The 26,204-nt window shown below is 57.6% G+C and carries 19 protein-coding genes; 11 read left to right on the top strand and 8 right to left on the bottom strand.

What is annotated here, in order from left to right; translation table 11 throughout:
* Window positions 1-153: 153 nt before the first annotated feature.
* From Poly24_RS18010 to Poly24_RS17995, 4 genes are all read left to right on the top strand, one after another.
* Entirely contained in the window at window positions 154-642 is a 489-nt protein-coding gene (locus Poly24_RS18010) for a DinB family protein (protein WP_145098556.1), read from the top strand.
* Between the two features lie 815 nt (window positions 643-1,457).
* Complete coding sequence (locus Poly24_RS18005) at window positions 1,458-2,939, top strand: class I adenylate-forming enzyme family protein (protein WP_197452000.1); 1,482 nt, start codon at window positions 1,458-1,460, stop codon at window positions 2,937-2,939.
* 54 nt (window positions 2,940-2,993) lie between these two features.
* Window positions 2,994-3,266 carry a hypothetical protein gene (locus tag Poly24_RS18000; RefSeq protein WP_145098549.1) on the top strand — a complete coding sequence of 91 codons (273 nt, stop codon included), beginning with the start codon at window positions 2,994-2,996 and terminating at the stop codon, window positions 3,264-3,266.
* Window positions 3,267-3,274: 8 nt separating this feature from the next.
* Window positions 3,275-4,339, top strand: coding sequence for a hypothetical protein (locus tag Poly24_RS17995; protein WP_145098546.1), 1,065 nt, complete (start codon window positions 3,275-3,277; stop codon window positions 4,337-4,339).
* Between the two features lie 98 nt (window positions 4,340-4,437).
* On the opposite strand, the gene Poly24_RS17990 is transcribed toward Poly24_RS17995, so the two are convergent.
* From Poly24_RS17990 to Poly24_RS17970, 5 genes are all read right to left on the bottom strand, one after another.
* Window positions 4,438-5,616 carry an FG-GAP repeat domain-containing protein gene (locus tag Poly24_RS17990; protein ID WP_145098543.1) on the bottom strand — a complete coding sequence of 393 codons (1,179 nt, stop codon included), beginning with the start codon at window positions 5,614-5,616 and terminating at the stop codon, window positions 4,438-4,440.
* A gap of 260 nt (window positions 5,617-5,876) precedes the next feature.
* Window positions 5,877-6,296 (bottom strand): hypothetical protein, encoded by a 420-nt coding sequence (locus Poly24_RS17985; protein ID WP_145098540.1) that lies wholly within the window; start codon window positions 6,294-6,296, stop codon window positions 5,877-5,879.
* A gap of 148 nt (window positions 6,297-6,444) precedes the next feature.
* Entirely contained in the window at window positions 6,445-7,401 is a 957-nt protein-coding gene (locus tag Poly24_RS17980) for a DUF1559 family PulG-like putative transporter (RefSeq protein ID WP_145098537.1), read from the bottom strand.
* Between the two features lie 77 nt (window positions 7,402-7,478).
* On the bottom strand, window positions 7,479-8,921 hold the full coding sequence (locus tag Poly24_RS17975; protein WP_145098534.1) for a DUF1501 domain-containing protein: 1,443 nt from the start codon (window positions 8,919-8,921) through the stop codon (window positions 7,479-7,481).
* 8 nt (window positions 8,922-8,929) lie between these two features.
* Entirely contained in the window at window positions 8,930-11,896 is a 2,967-nt protein-coding gene (locus Poly24_RS17970) for a DUF1553 domain-containing protein (protein WP_231753209.1), read from the bottom strand.
* 239 nt (window positions 11,897-12,135) lie between these two features.
* On the opposite strand from Poly24_RS17970, the gene Poly24_RS17965 reads away from it, so the two are divergent.
* Together Poly24_RS17965 and Poly24_RS17960 are read left to right on the top strand one after the other, a co-directional pair.
* Window positions 12,136-12,675 (top strand): sigma-70 family RNA polymerase sigma factor, encoded by a 540-nt coding sequence (locus Poly24_RS17965; RefSeq protein ID WP_145098531.1) that lies wholly within the window; start codon window positions 12,136-12,138, stop codon window positions 12,673-12,675.
* Window positions 12,676-12,704: 29 nt separating this feature from the next.
* A complete protein-coding gene (locus tag Poly24_RS17960) occupies window positions 12,705-14,369 on the top strand; it encodes a LamG-like jellyroll fold domain-containing protein (protein ID WP_145098528.1) in 1,665 nt (554 codons plus the stop codon).
* On the opposite strand, the gene Poly24_RS17955 is transcribed toward Poly24_RS17960, so the two are convergent.
* The 3 genes from Poly24_RS17955 to Poly24_RS17945 form a co-directional block, all read right to left on the bottom strand.
* Complete coding sequence (locus Poly24_RS17955; protein WP_145098525.1) at window positions 14,363-16,006, bottom strand: enterochelin esterase domain-containing protein; 1,644 nt, start codon at window positions 16,004-16,006, stop codon at window positions 14,363-14,365. The genes Poly24_RS17960 and Poly24_RS17955 overlap by 7 nt on opposite strands.
* Before the next feature lie 176 nt (window positions 16,007-16,182).
* The gene (locus Poly24_RS17950; protein WP_145098522.1) at window positions 16,183-17,280 is read right to left on the bottom strand and encodes a DUF1559 domain-containing protein; all 1,098 of its coding nucleotides are present in this window, start codon (window positions 17,278-17,280) and stop codon (window positions 16,183-16,185) included.
* A gap of 303 nt (window positions 17,281-17,583) precedes the next feature.
* A complete protein-coding gene (locus tag Poly24_RS17945; protein WP_145098519.1) occupies window positions 17,584-18,360 on the bottom strand; it encodes an ABC transporter ATP-binding protein in 777 nt (258 codons plus the stop codon).
* 786 nt (window positions 18,361-19,146) lie between these two features.
* Between Poly24_RS17945 and Poly24_RS17940 the strand changes: the two genes are divergently transcribed.
* From Poly24_RS17940 to Poly24_RS17920, 5 genes are all read left to right on the top strand, one after another.
* Window positions 19,147-19,785, top strand: coding sequence for a PepSY-associated TM helix domain-containing protein (locus Poly24_RS17940; RefSeq protein WP_391556922.1), 639 nt, complete (start codon window positions 19,147-19,149; stop codon window positions 19,783-19,785).
* 65 nt (window positions 19,786-19,850) lie between these two features.
* Window positions 19,851-20,384: a DUF2271 domain-containing protein gene (locus tag Poly24_RS17935; RefSeq protein WP_145098516.1), complete on the top strand. Its 534-nt coding sequence runs from the start codon at window positions 19,851-19,853 to the stop codon at window positions 20,382-20,384.
* 70 nt (window positions 20,385-20,454) lie between these two features.
* Window positions 20,455-21,261: a DUF4198 domain-containing protein gene (locus tag Poly24_RS17930; RefSeq protein WP_145098513.1), complete on the top strand. Its 807-nt coding sequence runs from the start codon at window positions 20,455-20,457 to the stop codon at window positions 21,259-21,261.
* 23 nt (window positions 21,262-21,284) lie between these two features.
* Entirely contained in the window at window positions 21,285-22,958 is a 1,674-nt protein-coding gene (locus Poly24_RS17925) for a sulfite reductase subunit alpha (RefSeq protein WP_145098510.1), read from the top strand.
* A 300-nt stretch (window positions 22,959-23,258) separates the two neighbouring features.
* Window positions 23,259-26,204, top strand: coding sequence for a VWA domain-containing protein (locus Poly24_RS17920; protein WP_231753207.1), 2,946 nt, complete (start codon window positions 23,259-23,261; stop codon window positions 26,202-26,204).

Raw genomic sequence — 26,204 nt, 5'->3', positions numbered from 1 at the left:
CTTGAATCGCGACCGAAACGACTTCCTCGCCAAGGTTTCACAATTCGTGATGGGCTGTGGCAAATTTGACGCCTATATTGGAGACTGGTCCCAAGCGGGGCGGCTTTAGCCCGCCAATCTTCTTTTCTGAGCTCAGTCCGCAGGATGTAATCGATGGAACTCGAGGTAAAGCTGTTCACCATGATGCGAGGCGTGTTGACCGAGATGGTCGATGGCATCTCCGACGCCGATTTTCAGAGCCTACCGGCCGGTGGTGGTAATTCGCCGAACTGGATCTTGGGGCACTTGGCCCTTTGCAACGAGTTTGGGCTGATGACGATGGGTCTTCCTGTCGAGCGAGCCGAACAAATGATGCCGATCTACGGTCCAGGGAGCCAACCGACCGAGGTGACCGACCATTTGATGGGCAAAGCCGATCTGGTCACCTTTTTTAATGAATCGGCTGATCGTTTCCTGACGGCAGTCGCCAATGCCACCGACGAAGATCTCGCCGCGCTGCGAAGCAACCCGATTTTGAAAGCTCACCTGCCGACCGTTGGTGACATGCTGGGCCATCTGTTGACGACCCACTTCGCACTGCACATCGGACAATTGAGCGCCTGGCGTCGCAGTCGGGGTATGGGCTCGGTTCTGAAGATCTGAGAGATTTCCGAACGAAAATTTGGTATTCCCGCTGGAGCCTTAGGCTTCCGCCGAGCCATTTCTGGGGGAACGCTAGGACTGGGGCTATGCGGACTCCTCCAAAAAAACGCGCTTTCCCAAGGACGAGAGTTCACGCGTAGTGACGATTCGGGGCTACGGGGCGCTCCGATTGCTGTCGACATTCTCGGGATTCGGGTGAAACGATCGATCCTCATGCTTCGGAAAGTCGGTTAGGGGCCCAGATGCCCCTAACATCGCCTCTTTACGTGGCATTCCTCGCCCCGTCGGCGCAAGTGCCCCGACGTCATTTTCGGTAAGGTCGGCGATCCCAAACGCTGCGTTTTGCGTCGCCTTGGCGGCGTTCCAAAGACGCGATGGTTTCACTTCACACCACGAGAAACCGAAACTTTTAAACGAGATGCTTGACACGGAATCGTGGCGTTGACATGCTGGCACGAGGGCCAGGCTTCTTAGGTGTGGAAGGTCACTAGATGGGCGGGTTCATGACGTTTGGCGACATGCTTCCGTAACGCTTGGATCGCCATTTGGGGGCGGGCGTTCTCCCGAATGGCTGGACGCAATGGGCGCCCTTGAGAGATTCATCGAGTTTCGGGCGCGGCGACCAGGCGGTGAGTCTGATCCTCCTTCACGGAGGATCAACGCGACTATGGAGCGTGTTGGAGCTTTTGTTATGGGCGCGAGGGGGGACTCGCTGAATCCTCTTGTTGGAATTTGGGTTAAGGACGATCCAAGTAGAACTTACTTTGTTGAATCGTCAGGCCTTAGCTTCATCGTTGATGAGGAGTTCCAGAACCATGCATACTAAGATTGAAGATTATTGGAGTCCTGCACCTCTCCTGGAATTGTTTGACCAGTATGCCGGAAAGTTCATCGATCTTGACCGGGATGTCCAAGTCGATGGCGATCAGCTTCGTTCACGTCGCGATCAACTTGTTCGATTATTGCAAGAAGCATCACTGCGCCCCGGCGATCGCGTCGTCTTCAGTCTTGGAAACGGACCGGGATTCGTCGCCACGTTGATGGCGATTTTAGAAATCGGTGCTGCTCCGCTGTTGACCCATGTCGATACTCCGCCCCCCGAATTGTTGCGACACGCTCAAGCGTGCGGCGCTCGCTGGATCGCCAGTGAAAAGTGGTCTGCGGCGCAGATGAGCGACGTGGCTGTAAGTGCTTGTCCAATCGATGCCGACAGTTGGTGTGAATTCACATGGTCGACCGTTGACGAATCGAATAAGAACTTTGCGGGCGATTTTCCCGGCGTCGGCGGCGTGCCGCTAAACATGACTTCGGGAACAACGGGGCGGCCCAAGTTAGCGATGCGACACGCGGAGGCTGCCGTCGCCGAAGCGAGGAACTACATCGACGCGATGCAGATTGGGGCAAACGAACAATTCTTCTGCACCGTACCGATGAGTCACGGTTACGGTTTCGGAACCTGTTTGGCGGTTCCTCTACTGAGTGGGGCGAGTGTGGTTTCAACACGCGTGTTCAATCCACGCCTTGCCCTGAGGGCGTTGAGCGATCACGCGATCACGACATTTTCTGCGGTCCCGGCGATGTTAGATCTGTTGCTGGCGGCGGCCCCGGCGGGATACAGCCATCTGCCCAAGCGTGTCTTTTCCGCAGGCGCACCGTTGTCCGAGAGAACGTCTTCGCATTTCATGAAGCGAACCGGAAAGGTCGCCCGCCCGTTGTACGGTACGACGGAAACCGGAGGCATTTCTTTGGTGGGAGAACTGGACTCGCCGTGCTTGGAAAGTTGTGTGGGGCTGCCGATGCGAGGGATGCGGGCGGAGATTCGCCGCGATCCGGAAGCCCCCGAAATCGACGAACGCTTTGGCCGTGTTTACATCCACTCCGACGCGGCGATGGTCGGCTATCTAACAAAAACAGGCGTCGACACGTCGGCCCTCGACGATGGGTGGTTCAATACTGGAGATATCGGGTATCTCGACGAACAGGGGTCAATTCATTTGGTCGGTCGCGAGAGTGATGTGATCAACGTGTTTGGAATGAAAGTGATCCCCAGCGAAGTCGAAAAAGTGATCTCGGAATTTCCGGGTATCTCCGATGTGAAGGTTTACGCGGGCAAGCATCGCTCGGGTTCGGAGATCGTCAAAGCGGCAGTGGCTGGAGTCGACGCGGAGGATGTCGAGTCGCTGAAGAAACATTGCGAAACGCAACTCGCACCCTACAAAGTTCCCGGACGAATCATTTGCCTTGAATCGCTGCCACGCACCGGGCTAGGGAAAATTATCAAGGCAGAACTGCCGTAGATCCTTGTGCTTGCAACGTCTGCCCGCATCCGAAGTTCACAACGAGACAACCATATGAACCATCCAAGCATTGAAATCAAGCTCAAAGAAATCCTCTTCGACCTCATCCAAGATAGCGACGGTTGTCAATACAAAACGGCCGACGCGATCGATCCTGCGATTGAATTTTCCACATTGAACATCACGTCGATCGATTTGATGGAGTTTGTTCTGGTGGTCGAAGCTGCGTTCGATATATCGGTGTTGGACAACCTATCGCCGGAGAATCTGCCGACCACACTTTCACAGTGGGCTGATTTGACCAGCACACAACTGGCGGTTCTGTAGAGTCCATCATGATCGAACTACGAACATTCGACGGCGATCCGCGAGAATTGGCCGATTTCTGCACGAGCACTTGGCGGAAGCGATACGCAGGCCAACGGATGCCGACTCTCACCTGGACCGGCGACTTCTTGGACTGGGAATTGTTCGCCGACGATCGTGAAGATCGTCATTTTCTCGTCGCTGCTTACGATGGCACCAAGCTGGTCGGTGCGCTCCCGGCGCGGCCGATCTCTTATACGATTCAAGGTCAACGTCACGCAGGCACTTTGTCGTCTTATTTCAGTGTCGATCCGGACTATGAAACCCAAGCGGTGGCACTGAAGTTAAACCTTGAATTGTGTCGCCGGCATCGTCAACGCGAGTTTAGTTTTAGTACCGGTTTCGTTTTTCTTGGCGCTTCGGCGGCCAAGGGGAAAGAGTTTTGGAGCCGACAACCGCGCAGCATGAAATATATTTCCAAGGTCGGATTATGGGCGCGGGTCTTGGATCACCGTGCCGTTGCGAAATACGAGTTTTCATCGCGCGACCGCTGGGCGGTTCGTGCGCTCGGAACGTTGCAACGAGCTCCCAACCCCAAAGGCCCTGACGTCCCAACGATTCGCCCATTCGAAGCGAGGGATCTGGGGGCTTGCCTGCGTCTGACGCAACGTTTGGAGGCAACGTCGGAGTTCAGTTACGTGTGGGACGAGAAGATGTTGATGCGACAATTGAGCTTCAAAGGAGTTCCTCGCACGCTGGTCGCTGAAGAGAACGGACAAGTCGCCGGATTTCTGAACTACTGCCATCTCGATTTACTGGGGCAAACCCAAATTCAGACTTCCGTTATCGATCTGGTGGCGATCGAATCATTGTCGCGTCGGACGGCGAACCAGTTGATCCGGCGCGGATTGCAACAGATGCAGAACGAAGGCTGTCACGTCGCACTGTTGTTGCGAACGGCGTGCTATCCCAAGCTTCCGTTAATCGCCAACGGATTCGTTCCGCAGCCTGCCGAATACTACTTTGTCGCTCAGATGATGGGGGGCGCGAAGCTGCCGGAGAATCTGCGCAGGTTTCACGTTCACTGGCGTTAGCGACCACTAGCAGGCTTGCCGACTGCGGATGGGAGAAGAAACGTCGGCGTTCGCTTGAAGGTGAGACTCGCCCTCAAGCGAACTGGAGCCTATCCGAGCTATTCGCTGAGAAACACGTAGGTTCCCTTTTTGTTGCCAACGATCACATCGGGCAGTTCGTCGCCATTGAGGTCGGTAGCCGCGACTTGCGTGCCCACTCCTGAGTCGTCGTCGACTTGGTGCGGCACAAATTGAACGCTTCCCTTGGCGTCACGTTTCAATTCGAACCAATAGACGACGGCGGGAGCATTCGGTTCGGCATCACCATTGGGGCCATGTGCCCAGAAGCGTTTGCCGGTCAAAATATCCTTCAATCCATCGCCGTTCATGTCGATCAATTGGAGCGCGTGCATTTGGCTGATTCGGAGATCTGCCGTTGAGGTGTCTGGTTTGCTGGGAAGGATGACATGCTGCTTGAAGCTGATCTCGCCCGCTTCATTGCGGACCTGTTGATACCAAACCAAACCATACATGTGGCAATGCCACGACGTAATCAAGTCGTTGTGGCCATCGCCATCAACGTCGTAGACCAACATGTGCGCTGCGGCTTGGGCAAATTCAAACGGATGCCAAATCCAAGGCTTTCCCGCTTCGGGTGTTTTGGGTTGTTGCCACCAGCCGGCGGCTTCGATAATGTCGGTCAGTCCATCGCCATCGAGGTCGCCTAGCCCCGCGCCATGGGTGTATTTTTGGTAACCGCGTTGTTCGCTGACCGGATGGAAAACCCAAGGCTTCTCGGGTTGTTTGGGATCCCACGTTCCATAGCCTAGAAAACCGTCGATGTTGTAAATTAGATCGGGCCGTCCATCGCCATCGACGTCACCCCACCCTTGTGATTCGTTGCCGACATTTTTCAATGCCGCGTGCGATTTCCAATGCCCCTGTTTGCCAGCGGGGTTTTCATGCCAAACCGCATCTTTGCCCGGCCACGGGACGTACAACACGTCGTCCCAGCCGTCGCCATTGAAGTCGCCGGTGTAGGTTAGAAAGTTGTCCGAATAGCCGTGGGGGTCAAACGCTTCGGGTGTGCGGATTTCGTGTCGCGTTTGAAAATCGGGGCCTGCGTACCAGTAGGGCCCCGAGACGATGTCTTGTTTTCCATCGCGGTTGAAGTCGCCGTAGTAAGCCCCCTCGCAATGGAATTTGTCGGTCAGGTGCAACTTCTTGTAGGTCGTTTGGGCTTGCAAAGTAGAAAGGCCAACGCTGCACAGCAGCAACGCCAAGGTCGCGGATCGCATGGGGAGGGCTCCGGAATGTGGAAGGATCACGGTGTTGGTTGGGAGGAGATCAATAGCCAGCGGAAAGCGACCGCTGGCGAGAAGTATCATAGCTCGCCGCGAAAATTGATGGAAACCAAATCGTCAAGTCGCTGAGACGATTGGTGGATGCCCGCAACGCTCGCCTCCGTTGCAACGGCTCTCGGCGGTCGGTTCGTGAAATTCGCAAGTGATTCTCACGGGCGAACGGATGTGGCGCGCCCCGTATTCCCCTGAAGCTACTAGTTTGCGGATGTGAGTGCGAATTGGAGATCGGATCGGTCCTCTCCCAACGCCGCGTCAAGTGTCAGCGTGCTGTTGACGTTGTACCGCGAAGGGATTTGCTCTTCGGTGACATCTTCGCTGGGACTGTCGGGCGTATCGTAGACCTTTCGTGTTCCCGTCACCTTGGGAGCGATGATTTCAACGCGCATCGCGCCTGGAAACACTTCGGCATCGAACGATCCGTCGTTGACTGCCGCCCCAGCCGAATTGCCTTTGCCGTCGGTAGGAATAAAGGAAATTTGCCCCGTCTCAAGTGGTTTTCCGTCCAAAGTCACCGTGCCACTGATGCGGACACTGGGAGCACTTTTTGTTGGTCCACACCCCGAAACGCAAAGGGCCAATGTACACAGAGAAGCGGCAACGTAGCGATTGAACATTTTTCTGTCCGTTCCTGAATGGATTGATGCGTCGTACCGAACCAACACGATTGCTGAGACGGTTCGGAGAATTTTGGTTTCGTTCAACTGGGGGCCAGGTTGGAAAACCGCCTAGCCCGCAGCTGACACGCAGGGCGTCGACGATGGTTTAGAAGTCGCCAAGCACTTCGCCACCGCTGCTGGTCCCCAAGGCCTGCCATGTGGCAAGATCGATCGTTTCCCCGACAAATCGGACGGAACCATCGGCCAAGGCCACGGTGACACCGCCCGGGTGCTGGCTGCGTGCCGAGATGCTCGCTCCCGCGGTTTGATTCACGCATGGGGCATTGCGGATCGTCGATCCACCGCTGGGACAATTGGCGATCGCGTCGGCGACCGAACTGTTGGGCGTGTTCCGCGTGGTGAAGGCGAACGAGCCGTAGCTTAAGTCGTCGTTGAATCCATCCCCGCGCGAATCGTTGCTCGTGTCCGAAGCGGGAGCCAGCAACTCCGACAGCAGCAGCGTGTTGGAGGTGCCATCGATGAATGTGCTCATCTTGGGCGTGGAAGGGCGGGCGGCGTTGCCGCTTTTGAATCCAAAAGGAGCTTGGGTTGTTTCGACGGGCGTACGGACCGTACCGTTGCCAAAGTTCACCGCATAGTGAACTCGGGCACGCCAATACACATCCCCCTGCCACTGTTTTGCTCCTGGATTGCTGGGGCAATAGTAGGCGGGAACCTCTGCGGCGATCACGCCAGTCAGCGCATTTTGAACACAATTGGGAGCGTTATGAAACGGTTGCGCCCAGTCATATTTGTCGAACAGTGCGGTCTGTTCGATGAAAGGCCAAATCGTTCCCACCCAGGTGTGGCGCTTCGATTGACTTACCCCGTCGGTGTTCACCGCCGCAAATGGAAAGGCCAACACCGTGTCGTGGTAGTTGTGCATTGCCAACCCCCACTGCTTCATGTTGTTCTGACACTGCATCCGCCGTGCAGCTTCGCGCGCCGCTTGAACGGCCGGCAACAACAATCCAACCAAAATCCCAATGATTGCGATCACGACTAACAATTCAACCAGCGTGAATCCTTGACGTCGAACGGAACACCTGCGTGAACGAGACATAATACCTCCAAGAAACTGAACGAACGGAAGAGAAATCGAGAAACAAAGTGGATAAGAGGGAGCATTGAACGCGCATGCTAAATCAGCTCCTTAATGACATGCCCATGAACATCGGTCAGCCGGCGATCGACACCATCGTGACGGACGGTTAACCGTTTATGATCGATCCCTAGTTGGTGCAGGATCGTTGCATGGATGTCGTAGACTTGGGTCGGGTTCAATCGGTCCAGTGGTTTGTAGCCCCATTCATCCGACTCGCCATGCGTGATGCCGCCACGGATTCCTCCGCCGCACATCCAATTGGTGAAGACATAGGGATTGTGGTCGCGTCCCTTGCTTCCTTGCGTGCTCGGCATCCGACCAAATTCGGTGGTCCACAACACGATCGTGTCTTCCAGCATGCCCGTCCGCTTGAGGTCTTTCAGCAGGGCCGCAGTTCCGACGGCCATCCCGCGGGCCAGTGGACCATGGTCACGCTCGATATCTTCGTGAGAGTCCCAGTTGCGGCGCGGGAAACCGTTGTCGTTGCCCGACCAGATTTGGACAAAGCGAACGCCGCGCTCCAGGAGCCGTCGGGCGATCAGGCACTTACGGCCGAAATACTCCGCTTCTTCGGCCGGATTGATGGCGTCAGGATACGTGGCCCCGATCCGATCCAAGCCGTACATCTTCATCGTTTCCGCGGTCTCGCCTGAAATGTCCAACGCTTCGGGAGCACTCAACTGCATGGCTGCCGCCAATTCATAGGAGCGAATGCGGGCTTCCAATCGCGAATCCCCCGCGTGCTGTTGAAGATGGCGTCGATTCATCCGATCGAGCACGGCCAACCCATCGCGGTCGCCGGTCGCGGTCACAAAATCGGCGCGCGCTGTCAGGTCATCGATGGGATTTTCGCGTTGCGGGAAAATCGTCGTCCCCTGCGCACTGGCCGGCAGAAAAGCGGAGCCCCAGTTCTTCGGTCCGTTACTAGCGAACCCACGATGGTCGGGCAGGACGACAAACGTTGGCAGGTTCTCGTTGATTGCCCCGAGACCATAGCTGACCCAGGCGCCCATTCCTGGGAATCCCGGGCGTTGGAAGCCTGTCGCTTGCAGGTAGGTCGCTTGGGAATGGACTCCCGTTTTGCCGACCATGTTGTGAACAAAGGCGATGTCGTCGACACATTCCCCCAGCGGTGCAACCACTTCACTCAGCTGTTTGCCCGATTTGCCATACGGCGCAAATTGAAAGGGGGATTTCATCCACGGGCCCAAGCCATTTTGAAAGGCTTCGACATGTTCGCCGAAGTCCGACTCTTGGCCGTGAACTTTCTCTAGTATCGGTTTGTGATCCCATAGATCGATGTGGCTGGCCGCGCCGGCCATGAACAACTGCACCACACGCTTCGCTTTGGGCGGGTGGTGCAGCACTTCGACCGCGCGTCCGCTGGCCGAATGCGATTCGCGCTGCAGCATGGCGGCCATTGCGAGCGCCCCAAAGTTTGTCCCTGCTTGGCGGACGAAGTCTCTTCGATTTTGCATTCTATTGTTCAGTCCACAAACACGAATTCACTGAGGTTCAACAAGATCCGACACAAATTCTGCAGCCCATGCGTTTTCGCATACTCGACCAGATCTTCTCGTTCTTCCGCCGTGGGAGAGCGCTGGGCCAACAATTGCATCGCCAAGGTGACCTGCTCGGGAAGGGTGCCGCTTTCGGTTTCCAGTCGCTTCGCAAACGCTTGCGACATCACTAAATTGAACTTGTTGTTCAGCAACGACAACGCTTGCAGCGAGGTCAACGTTTCGTTGCGTCGCGGCGTGCTCTGCGACGAATCCGCGCAATCGAGTGTGGTCAGAAAGGGGTTCGGTTGCGAACGGGCGATGAAACGATAGATGCTGCGCCGATGCGATCGCTTATCCGCTGGATCAAACTTGTGATATTCGAAGTGAGGGGAGTGCGCGGTTTTTTCCAAGGCGAACAAGTAGAACCCGGGGCCACCCATCGTTTCGTCCAACGATCCGCTGACCGATAGGATCGAATCGCGGACCTCTTCGGCTGACAGTCGCCGCCGATTCGAGCGCCACAGATATTGATTGCTGCCGTCGACCGTCGAATTGGCGACGATGTCGTCGGAGGCTTGTTGGTAGGTGTTGCTGGTTACGATCATTCGGTGCATGGTCTTCATCGATTGTCCGCCGTCGCGAAATTCGACGGCCAACCAGTCGAGTAGTTCGGGATGCGTCGGTTCAGCTCCCATTCGACCGAAATCGTTGGGGGTGGCGACAATTCCCTGACCGAAATGGTACTGCCAGATTCGATTGACGATCGATCGCCAAACCAGCGGATGCTCCGGATCGGTCAACCATGCGGCCAGCTGCGCCCGACGTTCGGATTCGGACAACGTCGGGTCAAACTGCCATTGGGAATCGCTGGCCAGCGGGATCACTCCTGGTACCGCGGGGTCTCCCGGTAGCGCAACCTCGCCACGGTGCAGAACAAAGACTTCGCGTGGTTTGCCGCCGGTCGGCTTGAAATTCCCCTGGGGCTGAAAATCGGTTGCCGCTGCGTAAACGATTTGCTGCGGAGGAAGCGCTGCCAACGCGGCTTCCGCCTTGGCGATCTTGCGTGTCGCATCCTCGCGCCGGGTGACAAGTTCGGGCGTCGTGACCGCCGCCAAGATTGCGTCTCGCTTGACGGTGGCTTCCTGGATCTGCCGGGGCACATCGGGATCTTCCATTCGCGGCCATTTTCCATCGGTCAAGTTCTGTCGACGCCATCGAATCGGGGCTTCGATCGAATCGAGCGATTGGACCGTCGCCCCGGTCGCAACGTTCTGGTTTCCAGCAAAGACTTCCAGCTCCGCAAGGGCGAAAATGAAGTCGGACTTGCGCTCGGCCAGCCTTGTCGCCGTGATCCGCACGCGACGGACAGGCTGGTTTGCGATGGCGTAAGCGACCGGCATCAGGCCTGGATTTGGAAAGTCGCCCGCGGTGGCATCGTGGATTGTGGTCCAATTCCCTGCGTCGTCGGCCGCTTCCAGTTTGAACCGCTTGGGAAAACCAAAGCCGGCACCGATCTTGTTGAAGTCGTCTTCGCAAGCATGTAAAACGATCTGTGATGCCGTGACTTCCTCCGGTAATTCCACTTCAACCCATTTTTCGGAGTCCTGATTCGCGACGATCGCACTGTGGTACCCGTGTTCGTCCACTTTGATCGGTTTCGAACGTTTGTTGAGTGTCTCGATCTTCTGGGACAACTCGGCCAGTTCGCTGCCTCCCGCGGCGACGATCGCATCGTCGACACTTTTTTGAAGCGACCTCGCATCAGCAAGCTGGCGTTGGAGCTGAACGCGTTGTTGGGCAACTTGCGGTTCTGAGTCAAAAGTCCGGTCGGCACGGTCGACTGCCGCAAAGACTGCTTGTAGGCCGTAGTACTGCTGTTGCGTGATCGGATCAAATTTGTGGTTGTGGCATCGCGCACACTGGACCGTCACGCTACAGAATGTGTTCAGCACGCCCGAAACCATGTCGTCGCGATCGAGATTGCGGGCCACTTTGCCATCGAGTTTCGCTTCGGAAACCTCCACGTGACCGATAAAGTCCCACGGACCGGCGGCGATAAAACCGAGCCCCAACATGCCGTCGGCGGTTCCTGGAAACAACACGTCCCCGGCGATCTGTTCCTGGACAAAGCGCGTGTACGGTTTGTCTTCGTTGAACGATCGGATCACATAGTCGCGGTAGGGCCAAGCGTTGGGACGCAATTTATCTTTGTCGTAGCCGTTGGAGTCGGCGTACTTTGCAACATCCAGCCAATGCCGCGCCCAGCGTTCGCCGTAGTGCTTCGAATCCAGCAGCCGATCGACCAAATTTTCGTAGGCGTTCGGATCGGGATCGGCCACGAACTGTGCGACTTCCGCCGGGGTTGGGGGAAGCCCGGTCAGATCGTAGGTCAAGCGTCGGATCAGCGTTCGGCGGTCCGCTGGCGGCGAATGGGTCAGTCCCTTTTCACGCAGCTTCTCCAATACAAATTGATCGATCGGAGATTTCGCCCACGGATCGCTTTGCGGAGGAATAGGTGGTCGCGCGAGCGGCTGGAACGACCACCAGTTGAAATCGTCGACCAACGCCTCCTGCAAAACAAAGCCCTTGGGCCACTGGGCTCCCGCGTCGATCCATTCCGCGATCGTCGCGATTTCCTCGCTCGATAGCGGATCGGCGTCCTTGGGCATCTCTGCTTTGCTACCCTGCGGAGTGATCAATGCGATCAGATGGCTTGCCGCCGATTCGCCTGGTTCGACAAATCCGTCGGCAAAAAACGTGTCGGATTCTGCGATCGAAAAGCCACCCTTTGCCGAATCGCCTGCGTGACAAGAAAGGCACCGCTGCGACAACAGCGGCGCGACGCGATTTTCAAAGAAATTGTCGTCGGCCCTAGCCGACGCGGCAGCGAACGACAGTCCGACCGCAGCGGCGAGGCTCCAACCAAACGCTATTCGATCTTTTGTAAGCAACAGCAATCCAAGGACCCTAGATGGAGGCAAAGGCGGGAATCGTGCACGGTAACTCGAGTGACCCGAAAGGGGCGAGATTGGTACCCAAAATAAAAAAAATGTTTTGAGGAGGTATCAAAACGCTCGATGGCGCGCCATTCTTTGTTGGCTAGCTGCTGGAAAATCGAGCCCGTTCGCGACCGCGGACGCCATTTAAGTTCCTTCCACTTTCCTTTTTGGTGCAATCGAGATCTCGCGGGATGGAAACTGAACCGTTCACGAAACCCGACGAATACGAGTTGTTTTTGCGATTGTTTTTGCGAGACCAGTTCCGCGTGCTCGGATATATTCGATCGCTGATCTATCAGCCCTGCGCGGTGGACGACGTGTACCAGGAAACGTGTCTGGAATTATGGCGCAGCTTTTCCAGTTTCCGTCGCGACGAAGATTTTGCCGCTTGGGCCTTGGGAGTCACGCGGCATCAAGTGCTTAAACATTGGCGAACCCGCGACCGCGATCGACACGTCTTCAGCGAAGCCTTGATGCAAGAGATGTCGGCGACGGCGGTCGGGATCGGTGCGGAAATCAACCAACGCCAAGCAGCGATGGACGAATGCGTTAAGTTGTTGAGCGAACGGCAGCGCGAATTGGTTCAATTGTTCTATGGAGAGAACGAATCGGCATCGCAAATTGCCAAACGCTGGCGTCGGTCGGTGCACGCGGTCTACAAGTCATTGAAGGTGATGCGACGATCGCTGTTTGATTGTGTCGAATCAAAACTGGCCAACGAGTCGGCTTAACATCGTCGTTGCCCAAGAGGAATTGAATCATGCATCCGCACGACCAACGCGATGACCGTGAACACTTGCTGGAACTTGCCGATCGGATGATCGATGGCGTGGCGACGTCCGACGAAGTGGCTGAATTGGAATCGATATTGCTTAACGATCCAGAGGCCCAACGGACGTATCTGCGTTACACGCTGGTGCATGGTCAAATCGCGATGACGATTCCCGCCATGCCCGCGGTGCGGCCGTCGATGGCAGCGTCCGCAAGCGACGCCGATTCGACAGAACCAACGCGTTTGGGAAACTCGCGTTTTGCAACGTGGTCCACCGCGGCCGGGTTAGCGGTTGCGGCGTCGGTGCTGGTCATCATCGGCCTGCGATGGCACGGGAATGCGTTGGAACCACAGGCTCAAGTTGAAATTCCCCAAACGAAACTTCAAACCCAAGCGATGGCCTACAGCTACGACCATCGCAAACAGTTGTTGGGAACGGTGGGGACCTTGGGGCGCAATCGAAATGCTACCGGGCCGCTGACACTGTCGGTTGTCCAAGGGGCAACTAAGTTTCGCACGTCCAGCGGGGCCAGCCTACGCGTGCAGGGACCCGCGATGTTTGGCATCAATTCCGCAGCCAGTGGCGTGTTATACAAAGGTTCGGTGCATGCGAAATTGCACCACCCCGACGCGAGCTTCTCGGTGACAACGGCAAATCTACGGTTCCTTGATATGGGAACGGAATTTGAAGTCGATGTGATCGACGATCAACATATTGCAGTTCGAGTGCTCGACGGAGAAGTGGAGGTGCAATCGCGGATTCGTTCACCGTTGTTCTATTGGAACTTCGATACGCCTGGATCGACCGCGGTGGAAGATCCCTATACGCGAAGCGTTCCGCTGACCTATGGCGCCAATGCGTCTCGCACCGCGGGAATCGTGGGCAATGGAGCGGTTCGATTCGATAATTCTCCACGCGCTTTTGTAAAGATCGACGAGGGGTTAGGAGAAACGGTGGGAACCGGCGCGATGGCTTTCAGTAGCGGGATTGCGATCGAAGCGATGTTCGTGTCGAACTGGAGCGGAAAGTTTAAGGACTACGACGAAATCTTTCGCAAAGAAGATGGCGATTATCGGTTCCTTTTAAGTTTTCAGAACGATGACAATATCGGTGAATATGCAGAACCTCAGGTCGCCAATGGCCCGTGCCTTTCATTTGGTCTGCATTTGGAAAAGCTTGGCTACCGTGAATTAGACATGCCTCTGGACGGAGTCGACGGCCGCCCCAGCGTCGTGGAGTTAACCGACGGCAACCCGCACCACGTCGTCGCCACGTACGATAGCTTCAGTGGCAGAAAGTGCCTCTATGTCGATGGTCGTTTGCGATTCGTGCACACGTATCCTATTGGCATCTTGGCAATCAGCGGCGGTTCGGCCCCCGCCATTATTGGCAACAATCAATGGAATGAGTCGGAAGCATTTCATGGTACGTTGGATGAAATCGCTCTCTATGATTTTGCATTGACCTCGGAGGAAGTGGCACTTCACTATCGCCAGGTGCTCGACAGGAAATCGTATTTCTCCCAGGATGTTCGAGCATCGTCGAATCAGCGATGGGAATCGATTTGCTCGGTTCGTGCCGGCAGTCGCCAAGTGTTTAATATCGTGACAGGGCTGCCGATCGAAAGCGTCACTCCGCCTAACGATTACTGAGTCACCGGATCGGGAGTCGACGCGACAGTCGACGATCCCAGCAAGTCGATTAACCCATTGGCAAACGTGTATCGCCAGTAGAAATAGCCGTGGCTGCTGGCGTACTCGCGGTGAGTCAGTGTATAGCCTTTTGCGGTTAGCACGTCGCGCAGATGGCGCGTTGAATTGAGGATGTCGACTTCAAATTCGCCAGCCTCCAGATGGAACCGGGTCGGTTGCCGCGGAGCGTCGGCGATTTGGCGAGCCAGCCACTCGGGTTCCGATGCCGGTAGCGTCGGTCGACTTCCCGGCGACCACCAGAACGACCCCGATTGGCAGTAGGCGTTGCCGAAGATCTCGGGATGGGCATGACCGATAAATGCGGCAGCGAGTCCGCCGTAGCTTGCTCCGGCGATTACGCTGTTGGCTGGCGAGGCGGTGATCTCTTGACCTTTCGCCCAAGGAATCAGTTCGCTGGCGATGAAGTTGGCGAAGTCGGGATTGCATGGCAATTCGACCGAACGGCTCTCGGGACTCGGATTGCTGACGAAGATCGCTGCGGTGGTGCGGATCGCTTTTGCTGCGATCAGATTGTCGAGAATTGTTGCGGCGTCGATCTGTTGCAGATATTTGTCGCCATCGAAGACGACTAACAATCCGTTTTCTGGATCGCCCGGTCGATAGCCAACGGGTCGATAGAGATGAATATCTCGCGTGTTGCCGAGCGTTTCGCTGGTCAATCGATGTCGCGTGATCGCGCCACGTGGTGTTTCCGGATTCGGTTCGATCCAGCTTGGGTGAGGGGCATCGGGCAGTTCGACGACCGAGCTACCGTCGTAGATGTCGACCGGATCGGCGGGGAAGCAAAGCTTGTTTAATGGATCACGCTGTGCTGTGGCGAGGATCGCTCGGCGTCGTTCCCATGGCGAACCGTCGAAGACCGGCACGTCGGGAGCGAATCGGTAGTCGATCCGGGCGCTGCGGGGGACGCGGTAGCTGCGATACCAAACATCGGAATCGCCCAGGCGATGCAGTTCGTCGTGGTCCCCCGACGGCGCGCCAAACAGCCGCACGTTGCGCTGAACGCCGCGCCAGAGAAAGGTCACCAAGACGTCGGACTTCGGCAGCGGCGGCATCACCGCTTCGGATTCGACCAACGGCGCTCCGGCTGCCCGGATTTCGCTCCAGAAACGATCGGTGCTCGGATACTTCAAAAGGTCTTGCTGCAGCTGACGCAGCCGAGGACTCTGCAATTCAGGTTGCGGAGCCTTTTGTTCGGCCAGCGGGATACTGCTGCGTAACGTTAACGAAAACTCTCCCTTCGCGGGACCGGAGATCGAAAACGCATAAGGCCCTTCGCTGCCGACGACAAACATGAAGGTTTGTGTTGATCCGTGGCCGGCGGTGAGTTGACGGATGTGGTTTCCTGTGGAATCGACAAGCGACAGGACCAGTTGTTCGCCATCGACCGCGCCGCGAATGAAGTCCCCCGGGGATGCGGGAATGACGATCGTTGGCGAATTGCCTTGAGCGTCGAGCGAATCGTTTAGCGGTTCACCGATCGCAAGCGTTGTCGCTGCGTTTGATGAAGCAGGTTCAGAGGCGAAGGTAGTGACTGCTGAGCTGCAGGCGATCAGTGCCACCGCAACAAGCAGCATGCGATGTCGGGTTGAAGTTCTTTGGAACAATGGAATTCTTTGGCAACTATGGATTGGGTTGGAGCGACGAGACGAAGCCGAACGGGATCGAAGGCGATACGAAAACTCCAAGCCGCGGCAACCACAGCTTGGAGCCTCGCAGACGTTGCATCATTAAAAGAACCTGTGGGGCAGTTCTATTGCGACGCAACGGTCTTCACTTCGCCACCATGCCGCGTCCAGCTGGCGTGCCAGACGGCGCGATCGATCGTATCGCTGGCGTTGCGGACGCTGCCATCGGCTAGGCTGAGCACGGCGATGCCGGGATGGTAGCTGCGGGCGGCTGTCATTTTGGATGAGCCGTAGGTCATGTCGGGAACTTCGCTGTTGGGCGTCAAGCGTCCGTTCATCACCGGGCCATTGGGGACGCTACCGCGCAACCAGTAGTGATTTCGATCTCCCTTCCATGACGCGATAAACGATTGAACTCCCGCCAATCCGTTTGCATCGGCGGCAGCTGCCATGGTGGCGTCGACGCCCGACGTTGCGGCGGCGCGATAGGCACGCGGATCCTGCACGGGCGTGGGCGATGCGATGTCGATCCCCGTCCCGATCGTCGTCTCGGCAAACACGATCGTGTTGCTGGTTCCATCGACGATGTCGCGGAAGCGGATCTTCGCACCGATCCAACACAATCCGTCCGACGGCGTGCCGTTGCCGGGATGGAACACGCCGTCGAGTCCGCTTCCTTGGTTCATCGCATAACTGGTCCCCGCGATTTGGATCGTCGTTCCCAAGGGCATGGTCAACGAGTGCAGGTCGGCTCCAACATCGCTGGGGCATTCAAACGTCGGCACCCGCGTTCCCGCGGCGGCCTGCAAAGCCAACGGCAAGTCGGCCAGTGCTGGGTGTCCCATGTAGAGGTCGAAATCGATCAGGTCTTGCAGATTTTCCTGCTCGATGAAGGGGAGCAGTTTCGCAAAGGGGGAGAAGTCATTGGGGTATCCTCCGGGGTAGGACCAGCCGTTGTTGGGGAACGCTTCGTTATAGGTCGAAGCGTAGTTATGAAGCGCCAACCCGAGCTGCTTCATGTTGTTGCCGCATTGCATGCGACGCGCCGCTTCGCGTGCTGCTTGTACGGCGGGCAGCAACAATCCGACCAGGATCCCGATGATCGCGATCACCACCAACAGTTCGACAAGCGTGAACCCGCGGCGGCGATCAGCGGCAGGACGGGAGAGGCGTGGAAGGTCGCGCGTGGGCGACAACGGAAACGAAACGTGGCGGAACGCCATAATACAATGCTCCTCAAATAGGCAGGCAAATGGAAACGGTTGGCCGCGGTCCAACGAGGACTGTGGCTTGGAAAACCGAGTTTGGCTGGCTAAGAGATAGAGACTCTATTGCTTGCTATCCGCCCAAGTTGCAGCCAATGGCTGAGGCCTTGGGCGGTGTTGTCGCGCCGAATGGAACGGTCCATGACGCAGGTAGGTTTTCGCTTTTCGAAGCTTCCAGGAAATTGGAATTTGGCAAGCCGTCGGCAAAGCAAACCGGTTCGCATTTGTTTGCAAACAGGCAGCTCGCTTTCGACATGGAAGTTAGGTGGTTAAGACGGGTTCGCCCGCTCCCAAAACCTCTTGGTAGTGAGCCGCCAAGGCTTGGGCGTCGGGATATTCGTCGGTTTGTAGCGACTGAACGATCTGGCCATCCTTCAGAATCACGACCCGGTCCGACCAGATCGCCACGCTCGGTTCGTGCGTCACGACGATGATCGTCCGCTGCTGTTGGTCGCATAGTTCACGCAGCAGTTTGCAAATCGATTGACCGGTGACCGAATCGAGGCTTCCGGTCGGTTCGTCGGCCAGCACGATCGCCGGATCGGATGCCAACGCTCGTGCGATTGCAACGCGTTGCTGCTGGCCGCCGCTGAGCGCGTCGGGGCGATGCGTCAGTCGATCGCCGATTCCCAAACGGTCTGCCAAAGCGGCCAGCGAACTGCTCTTGGGCTGTTTGATTCCTGCGGCGTACAGCGGCAGCAGGATGTTGTCGGCCGCGCTAAGCGCCGGCACTAAATTGAACGATTGAAAAACCAGCCCGATGTGTTCGCGTCGAAATTCGGTCAGCTTGCGATCCGATAGCGTTGCAAGATCCTGCCCGTCGACAAAAACTTCGCCTGCGGTCGGCCGCGTCAGACCTGCCATCAAATGCAACAGCGTACTTTTTCCCGATCCGCTGGCACCCATCACCGCGACAAACGAACCGTGCTCAACAGTCAGATCGACGTCCTTCAAAGCGTCGATCGCACGCTCTCCCTGGCGAAACGTTTTGGTGGCGTTTCGAACCCACAGTGGGGCGTCTCGATTTTCTTGGCTCATGTGAGTTGGCAACTTCTCGGTGCATGAAGGATCAAAAAGGTAGGGTCTCGTTGCGATGGTAAAACCGTTCGCGTGAGAGACGTGGCTCCGCCATCGGCATCTTCCACCGCAATGTCGAACGCCTCTCGCTCCAGCAACCCGCATGCCAACCTCGCCCATCGGGCTCCCCCCTGGCGGCGGGGCACGGTGGATGGCCCATCACCTTCCCGCGTCTTTGCCTCGCCGATTCCTGCATCAACGGGGATCTGCTGGGGAGAGTCATCCCGGAAAGAAAAATCTGTTTCGGTGAAGCCCGCGTCGCCCAGAGGGAGGGGGGGACGCCGGATGGGCGGCGGAAGTTTCACCGCTGGCGATCAATCGACCGCCAGCGGAGGTTCGCCAAGGAAAACGCTGGGAAAATTCTGACCGCGGCGCGCGAAATTTGGACTTCACCGGTTGCCAACGCCTCGGTCGGCAACTACGCTTATTGCGACGCGATCTCAATAACGCGTCATCGCAGCCGATAGCAAACTGTTTGTCATCGGTTGTCCCCGCCAGCAAATGGCAATGCTCCGACGGTCGTCCGACGCAAAAATGCTCGCCGACCGACGTCAAGCATTTTTGCCTTGTAGCCAGCCTCCAGCGGCAGCGTCGTGCTCGCCGATTTGTACTGCAAACTCAAGGCTGCAAAATGCGCCCTCCAACCCATTCCGCACTGTTCGCCTCGCCCAGTGCGTCGATGCCGTACGGTTTTTCTGGGGAGAGTCTGGTTTGAGTCAGCGATCTCCCGACACCACCAAACCACCGATCCCGTCGGATCCGCCGTCGGTCAGCCAGACGCTGCGCCGCGGGTTCTGGTTGCGAACGATGATCCAATGGCACTGGATCAGCTCGGCCGTCTGTCTGATCGGGATGATCTTGTTTTCGGTCACCGGGATCACGCTGAATCACGCTTCGCAGATCGAGACGGTTCCGGATGTGGAGCACCAGATCATCGAGCTACCGCAGGAGATAACCGACGCGATCGACGCTCAGACGCCTGCCGAGAAAGCTCCGCTGCCATCGGCGGTCGCGACTTGGTTGAGCGATCAAACGGGGATCGCGATCGGTTCGCGAGAGGCCGAATGGAACGAGGACGAGATCTATCTATCGATGCCCGGCCCGGGGAGCGATGCGTGGGTGAGCATCGATCGGTTTGCTGGCGAAGTCGAATTCGAACGGACGCAGCGCGGCTGGATCTCGTATTTCAACGACCTGCACAAAGGCCGCAACACGGGGCCGGCGTGGAGTTGGTTCATCGACATCTTTGCGATCGCAACGCTCGTGTTTTGCTTTACCGGTTTGGGGCTATTATTCCTGCACGCGAGAAACCGGCGGATGACGTGGCCGCTGGTCGGACTGGGGCTGATCGTTCCGTTTTTACTCGCGCTGCTGTTGATCCACTGACTGCCACGCTTCCAATTTTCACCATCCTCTCCATGACTGTTTCCTTGAACAACAAGAGTCGACGCATGTTGAAACGCTTTCCCCTTCTTGCCGCTTCGTTCGCCTTGGCGTTTGCCATGCCAGCCGCGCCGGCGACGGCCGCGGAGATCGAACTGAGCATCGAAATTCCGCGACTGAACGTTTCGGAATATCACCGCCCCTATGTCGCCGCCTGGATTCAAACCGCCGACCGCAAACAGATTCGCAACCTGACGGTTTGGTATCAGATGCGCGACACGAACGAAGGGCACGGCACCAAATGGTTGCCCGACTTGCGGCAGTGGTGGCGGATCTCTGGCCGTTCATTGGACGTGCCGGTCGATGGCGTCACCGGGGCGACGCGGCCGGTCGGCAAGCACTCGCTGACCTTCACGGACAAGCAGCCTCAATTGGCCGATCTTCCGGCCGGGGAATACACCCTGATCGTCGAAGCGTCCCGCGAAGTGGGTGGCCGTGAACTGGTGAAGATCCCTTTTAAATGGCCTGCCACGTCGTCACAGACGCTCGACGCCCAAGGCGAAAAAGAGCTGGGAGAGGTGACCCTTTCGGTCAAGCCCTAGCCAATCCACGATTCCATGTTCGATTTCGGTTCCCTGTAAAACCCTTTGTTACCCTTTAGAGAGTCTCACGATGAAAATTTCATCCTTCCTGGCTGTTGCCCTCGTTGTCACGCTGTCGCAGATCGCATCCGCTCACAAAGTGTGGGTGCTGCCATCGCAGACGTCCCTTTCGGGGAACGATCCTTGGGTCACCGTCGACGCCGCCGTGTCGAACGACCTGTTCTACTTCAATCACCATCCGTTGCGTCTCGACGGCCTCGTGATCACCGCTCCCGATGGCGGTTCGGCGGAAGCTCAAAACGCTTCGACCGGCAAGTATCGTAGCGTGTTTGATGTTCAGTTGGAGCAGGAAGGAACCTACCGCATCGCGTTGATGAACCAAGGCCTTTTCGCCAGCTGGGTCGAAAACGGCGAACGCAAACGCTGGCGTGGATCGGCCGCAACGTTTGCAACCGAAGTACCGGCCAATGCTGAAAACCTGAAGGTTACCGAAAGCGTTGGACGGATCGAGACTTTCGTCACCAATGGGGCTCCTAGCAAGGAAGCGTTGAAGCCGACCGGCGTTGGAATCGAATTGGTTGCCGCGACGCATCCCAACGATTTGTATGCGGGAGAGAAGAGTCAGTTTCAATTGCTGATTGAAGGCAAGCCCGCGGCGGGATTGGAGATCGAGATCATCCGCGGCGGAACCCGCTACCGCGATTCGCAGGAAGAAGTCATCGCGACGACCGACGAGAACGGAGAATTCACTGTCGCGTTTGAGAAGCCCGGCATGTATTGGTTTTCGACTTCGTCGCAAGACGAAAAAGGGAAGACCGCCCAAGCGAAGACCCGTCGTCTCAGCTACGCCGCAACGCTTGAAGTTTTGCCACAGTAAATCCGTTTGATTGATTAGGTCCCATGGCAAACCAACCACCCCGCCGCAGATTCGCTGAAGTGATCGGCAACGCAGTCGTCATGCTGCTGTTGGTGATTGTTGCGTTGCTGTTTCTGCGGCTCACTCGCGGTGCTTGGTGGATTGCAAATCCACCCTCATCGCGGTGGTGGATTGCCGGTGGGACGCTAACATTTTATCTGCTGTTTTGCCTGCGGATGCTCCGTCGTCCGGCGAAGCGTATGCAAGCCAGCAACTCCGTCGGTGCTGCAACCGCTGCTGCGACGGGGGAAGCCGCGGTCGATCCCTCTTCGATCGCCGTGGTTTACGCTAGCCAAACAGGCTTCGCGTATGAACTGGCTCAGCAGACAACGGCGTCGCTGAACGAAGCGGGCCAGTTGGCTCACCTGGCGGGGATCGAACAGATCGATCGCGAGCGATTGGTCCGCGGCGGACGTTTGTTGTTTGTCGCCAGCACGACGGGGGAAGGCGATCCGCCCGATCACGCCTATGGATTTCTCGAAGAGGTGATGGGGCAGGCTGCGGATCTGCAGGCCTTGGAATATGCGGTGCTCGCCCTCGGCGATCGCACCTACACCCAGTTCTGTGCGTTTGGGCGGCAGGTCGATCAATGGTTGCGGCGACACAAGGCGCGGCCGCTGTTCGATATCGTCGAAGTCGATAACGGCGATCCGGCGGCGCTTCAAACTTGGCAAACCAAAGTTGCCGAGACCTTCGAAACGGTTGCGGCAACGCCATGGCAACCGCCGAAACTGGACGACTGGCAACTGGTCGCACGCCAGGAATTGAATCCAGGCAGTCTTGGTGGCGGCGTCTATCATCTGAAATTACAACAAACAGGCCACGAGGCGGGCCCGGTGGCTTGGCAAGCGGGTGACATCGCCGAGGTCGAACCACGGAATTCGCGAGCCTCCGTTGAACGCTGGTTGGAAGCAGCGGGATGCGATGGCGAGACGACGATCGAAGTCGGCCATGAGAGCACGACGTTTGCCGAGCGGTTGGCGCGGTGTGAGTTGCCAGATCTCGATGGCGTTGAAGGTCGGAATCCGCAGACGTTGGCCGATGGCTTGAAGCCGCTGAAGCCTCGCGAGTATTCGATCGCGTCGTTGCCCAGCGATGGCAATTTGGAATTGGTGCTTCGCCGCGTCGTGCGGACCGACGGGACGCTCGGAATTTGTAGCGGTTGGTTGTGCGACCACTTGGAATTGCAGCAGTCGGTGCGATTGAGGCTCCGCAGCAACCCGAGCTTCCATCCCCAATCGGTCGATCGCCCGATGATCTTGATCGGCAACGGAACCGGGATCGCGGGGCTGCGTGGACATTTGAAGCAACGCGTCGCCGCGGGGCATTCCGAGAACTGGCTGCTGTTTGGCGAACGCTCCGCCGATCGCGACTTCTTCTTTCGCGATGAACTCTCCAGTTGGCAACAGCAAGGGCTGCTGAAACGCTTGGACCTCGCCTTCTCCCGCGACGGCGAACAGCGGACCTACGTTCAGGATCGACTAAGCGAATCGGCTGACGAACTGAAAGCCTGGGTTGCACGCGACGCGGCGATCTATGTCTGCGGCAGCCTCGATGGGATGGCTCCCGCGGTCGATGCCGTGATCCGCAAAACGCTCGGCAACACGCTGGTCGACCAGATGCTCGCCGACGGCCGCTACCGCCGCGACGTCTATTAGTTGGTGGCTAGACGACTCCGTCGCGTGGTCTATATCGAAGCCGCGATGTTATCCTTATAGCATCAAAGCAATGCAGTCGAAGCCACAGAGATCTCCGAGTTCACCGAGGCCCACGAATCGCGGCTAGTTTTCTCTGTGGACTCTGAGATCTCTGTGGCTAAAGCCGTGTTTCAAATTGGATCTATCAGCCGGGCACCAATAGCTCCCGAGGATCTCGGTGGCCAGTTTTACTTCTCGCATGTCGCGATGTAGCTTATAGCGTTGGTTCGATTGATGGATGCGTAGGACTAGGAATCTTGGATGCGAATCGGTTTTGATGCCCCCGAATTTTTATGGCTGCTGTGCCTGTTGCCTCTGTTCTGGGTAGCCGCGTACCGGCGTCGCGGATTGGGCGTCGTGCATGCGGCGGTTGCGATCGGTTTGCGTTCGCTGGTCCTGTTGGCGATCGTTGCGGCGATCGCGGGCGTGCAGATTCGTTGGCACAGCGACCGCGTCGCGGTGATGTATCTGTTGGACCAATCCGAGAGTATCGATGCCGGTCGGCGCCGGGAGATGTTCGACTTCGTCGCCGCCAACGTGCGCGCGCATCGCCACGCGTCGCGCGACGATCTGGCGGGAGTGATCCTGTTTGGTAGAGAGGCGACGATCGAAGTCCCTCCGTTCAGCGACGACCTTCCGCAGCGGTCGCAGTTCAGCGACGGATCGCTTCGCACCGACGCGACGAATCTCGAACAGGCGTTGCAGTTGGCTCGGACCGCGATGCCAACCGACGTCCGCCGCCGGATCGTGATCCTCACCGATGGGAATCAGACGCTGGGTCAGGCTGCGCGAATCGCCGATCGGATCGCCGACGATGGGATTGGGATCGACATCGTTCCCGTTCCGACGCAGTCGGGCAGCGACGTGTTGGTCGAAAAACTCGACATGCCGGCGCAAATTCGCCGCGGACAACCGATCGAAGCACGCGTCGTGATGACGAATTTTGCTGCGGAGAATTCGGACGCTCCCGTTGCGGGACGACTGCAGGTCACGCGGCGCAGCGGACACGACGATCAGATGATCTTGAATCAACCGATCCTGCTGACACCTGGGAAAAACGTCTTTCCATTGCGACATACGATCGATCGCGCCGCGCCTTATACGTACACCGCGACCTTCGTCCCCGACGATCCGGCGGATGACGCGCGGTCGCAGAACAATCGTGCCGTGGCGTTTGCGAATGTGCGGGGGCAGAGTCGCGTGCTGCTGATCGAACCGGCGACCGAGCCTGGAGCGTGGGCCGAGTTTGCCGATCGGTTGCGTGAAGAGAATATCGAAGTCGTTGTCGAGCCGAGCGACGCGACTTTCAGTTCGCTGGCTCAACTGCAAGCCTACGATTCAGTGATCTTGGCCAACGTGCCGCGCGTCGGCGGGGATGCTGTCGATTCGCTGCAATGGTTCAACGATGATCAGATCGAGATCTTGGTTCGCAACACGCAACAATTGGGAGCGGGCTTGCTGATGATCGGCGGTCCCGATGCGTTGGGTGCCGGCGGTTGGACCGGGACGGCACTCGAAAAAGCGATGCCTGTCGACTTCGAAATCAAGAATCTGAAAGTCGCTGCGGTCGGGGCGTTGGCACTGGTGATTGACAGCAGCGGATCGATGGATGGCCAAAAAATGCAGCTGTGCAAAGCGGCGGCGTCCGAGGCGATCAAGATGCTTGGCCCAAGCGATCACTTGGGAATCTGGACCTTCGACGGCGCGACGCGCGAAGTGATTCCGATGCAGCCGGTTGCGGGGCGAACGCACATGTTGCCGATGGTTTCGCGCATCACAGCTGGCGGCGGCACGGTGATGTATCCGGCGATGGAGCGAGCGTTTATCGGGCTGTCGCAAACCGAAGCGGCGGTGAAGCACATGATCGTGCTGACCGATGGGCAAACCATGCCAAACGACTTTGCCGCTTTGACGCAGCGGATGCAACAACAAGGGATCACCGTTTCGTCGGTAGCGATCGGCAAAGATGCGGATCTGAGCTTGATGCGACAGATCGCTTCGATTGGCAATGGAAAGATGTACCATGTGCATTCGCCGCGAGGGATTCCGCGGATCGTGATGCGGGAGACGCGTCGGGTTTCGCGACCCTTGATTTTCGAACAGCCAGCAGGCGTGCAGCCGCAGCTCGCGCAAGACCATCCGCTAATCCAAGGCGTTGGCAGCCCGCCACCGATCCGCGGCTATGTGATGACGACGGCCAAGGATAGCCCGTTGGCTCAGGTCTTGATGTCCGCGGCGGGACCTCAGAACAGCCAACAGCCGGTGCTGGCCGTATGGCAGTATGGGCTGGGGCGGACGGCGGTCTTGACGACCGATGGCGGCCAGCGTTGGGCAAGCGATTGGCGGACGTGGGATGACCGCAAGAAATTGATCGCTCAATTGATGCGATGGCTGAATCGACCCGCCGGCGACGCGGGGAAGTTCACGTTGGCGACCGTCGTGAATGATGGACAGGTGCAAGTCGTTGTGAACGCGTTGGATGAGAGCGATCAGTATTTGAACTTTCTCGAGATGGGAGCCTCGGTGCTCGACCCCGATCTCGAACCTATCGACTTGCGGATGCGGCAGACCGCGCCGGGACGTTACGTCGGTTCGTTTCCTGTAGATCGCGCGGGGAACTATTTTGTCCACGTCGTCCCCGAAGCTGGCTCGGCTCCGCTGACCACCGGCGTTAGCGTGCCGTTTAGCGCCGAATACCGGATCCGCGAAGTGAATCGAGGGCTATTGGAACAATTGGCTGCAGCGGAGCCACGCGGCGGCGCGGCGGGAACGTTGGCTCCATCGATGGCGAGCGGCGACGCCGATCCGGCGGCTTTGAACCCGTTTCGTGGCGGTTTGGATGCGATCCGTTCGATCCAAGATTTTTGGCCCATCTTCGTTCTGATCGGATGCTGCTTGTTTGTCGGCGACATCGCGGTCCGCCGGATCCGCTGGGACTTCAGCGGAGTGAAACGTCTAGCTGCCAAGCGAGCCACGAAATTGCAGGACGCCGACGCGAGCAAGCTCCAGCGCCTGCAAACGCTCCGCTCGATCAAACAGCAAGCGGCTGGCAGCGCGATGCAGGAGTCCGAACCTTCGGCACTGCTTCCTGCAGTTGAAACGCCAACCGTTCAAACGAAGCCCCCAACTCTCGGCAGCGACGATGCTCCCGAAGCCCTCTCATACACCGAGCGCTTGCGTCAAGCAAAAGCGAACGCGAGGCGTTAA

Origin of the sequence: Rosistilla carotiformis (genome assembly GCF_007753095.1) — a bacterium.
GTDB classification, from domain to species: Bacteria; Planctomycetota; Planctomycetia; order Pirellulales; family Pirellulaceae; genus Rosistilla; species Rosistilla carotiformis.
This window is presented reverse-complemented; position numbering and strand designations above follow the sequence as displayed.

What these genes read in the sequence shown, in the direction of transcription:
- Poly24_RS17985 (WP_145098540.1), bottom strand. Translation starts at nt 6,296, where the DNA reads ATGTTCAATCGCTACGTTGCCGCTTCTCTGTGTACATTGGCCCTTTGC.
- Poly24_RS17965 (WP_145098531.1), top strand. Translation starts at nt 12,136, where the DNA reads ATGGAAACTGAACCGTTCACGAAACCCGACGAATACGAGTTGTTTTTG.
- Poly24_RS18005 (WP_197452000.1), top strand. Translation starts at nt 1,458, where the DNA reads ATGCATACTAAGATTGAAGATTATTGGAGTCCTGCACCTCTCCTGGAA.
- Poly24_RS17995 (WP_145098546.1), top strand. Translation starts at nt 3,275, where the DNA reads ATGATCGAACTACGAACATTCGACGGCGATCCGCGAGAATTGGCCGAT.
- Poly24_RS17925 (WP_145098510.1), top strand. Translation starts at nt 21,285, where the DNA reads ATGGCAAACCAACCACCCCGCCGCAGATTCGCTGAAGTGATCGGCAAC.
- Poly24_RS17975 (WP_145098534.1), bottom strand. Translation starts at nt 8,921, where the DNA reads ATGCAAAATCGAAGAGACTTCGTCCGCCAAGCAGGGACAAACTTTGGG.
- Poly24_RS17950 (WP_145098522.1), bottom strand. Translation starts at nt 17,280, where the DNA reads ATGGCGTTCCGCCACGTTTCGTTTCCGTTGTCGCCCACGCGCGACCTT.
- Poly24_RS17960 (WP_145098528.1), top strand. Translation starts at nt 12,705, where the DNA reads ATGCATCCGCACGACCAACGCGATGACCGTGAACACTTGCTGGAACTT.
- Poly24_RS17980 (WP_145098537.1), bottom strand. Translation starts at nt 7,401, where the DNA reads ATGTCTCGTTCACGCAGGTGTTCCGTTCGACGTCAAGGATTCACGCTG.
- Poly24_RS17955 (WP_145098525.1), bottom strand. Translation starts at nt 16,006, where the DNA reads ATGCTGCTTGTTGCGGTGGCACTGATCGCCTGCAGCTCAGCAGTCACT.
- Poly24_RS17990 (WP_145098543.1), bottom strand. Translation starts at nt 5,616, where the DNA reads ATGCGATCCGCGACCTTGGCGTTGCTGCTGTGCAGCGTTGGCCTTTCT.
- Poly24_RS17935 (WP_145098516.1), top strand. Translation starts at nt 19,851, where the DNA reads ATGTTGAAACGCTTTCCCCTTCTTGCCGCTTCGTTCGCCTTGGCGTTT.
- Poly24_RS18010 (WP_145098556.1), top strand. Translation starts at nt 154, where the DNA reads ATGGAACTCGAGGTAAAGCTGTTCACCATGATGCGAGGCGTGTTGACC.
- Poly24_RS18000 (WP_145098549.1), top strand. Translation starts at nt 2,994, where the DNA reads ATGAACCATCCAAGCATTGAAATCAAGCTCAAAGAAATCCTCTTCGAC.
- Poly24_RS17930 (WP_145098513.1), top strand. Translation starts at nt 20,455, where the DNA reads ATGAAAATTTCATCCTTCCTGGCTGTTGCCCTCGTTGTCACGCTGTCG.
- Poly24_RS17920 (WP_231753207.1), top strand. Translation starts at nt 23,259, where the DNA reads ATGCGAATCGGTTTTGATGCCCCCGAATTTTTATGGCTGCTGTGCCTG.
- Poly24_RS17945 (WP_145098519.1), bottom strand. Translation starts at nt 18,360, where the DNA reads ATGAGCCAAGAAAATCGAGACGCCCCACTGTGGGTTCGAAACGCCACC.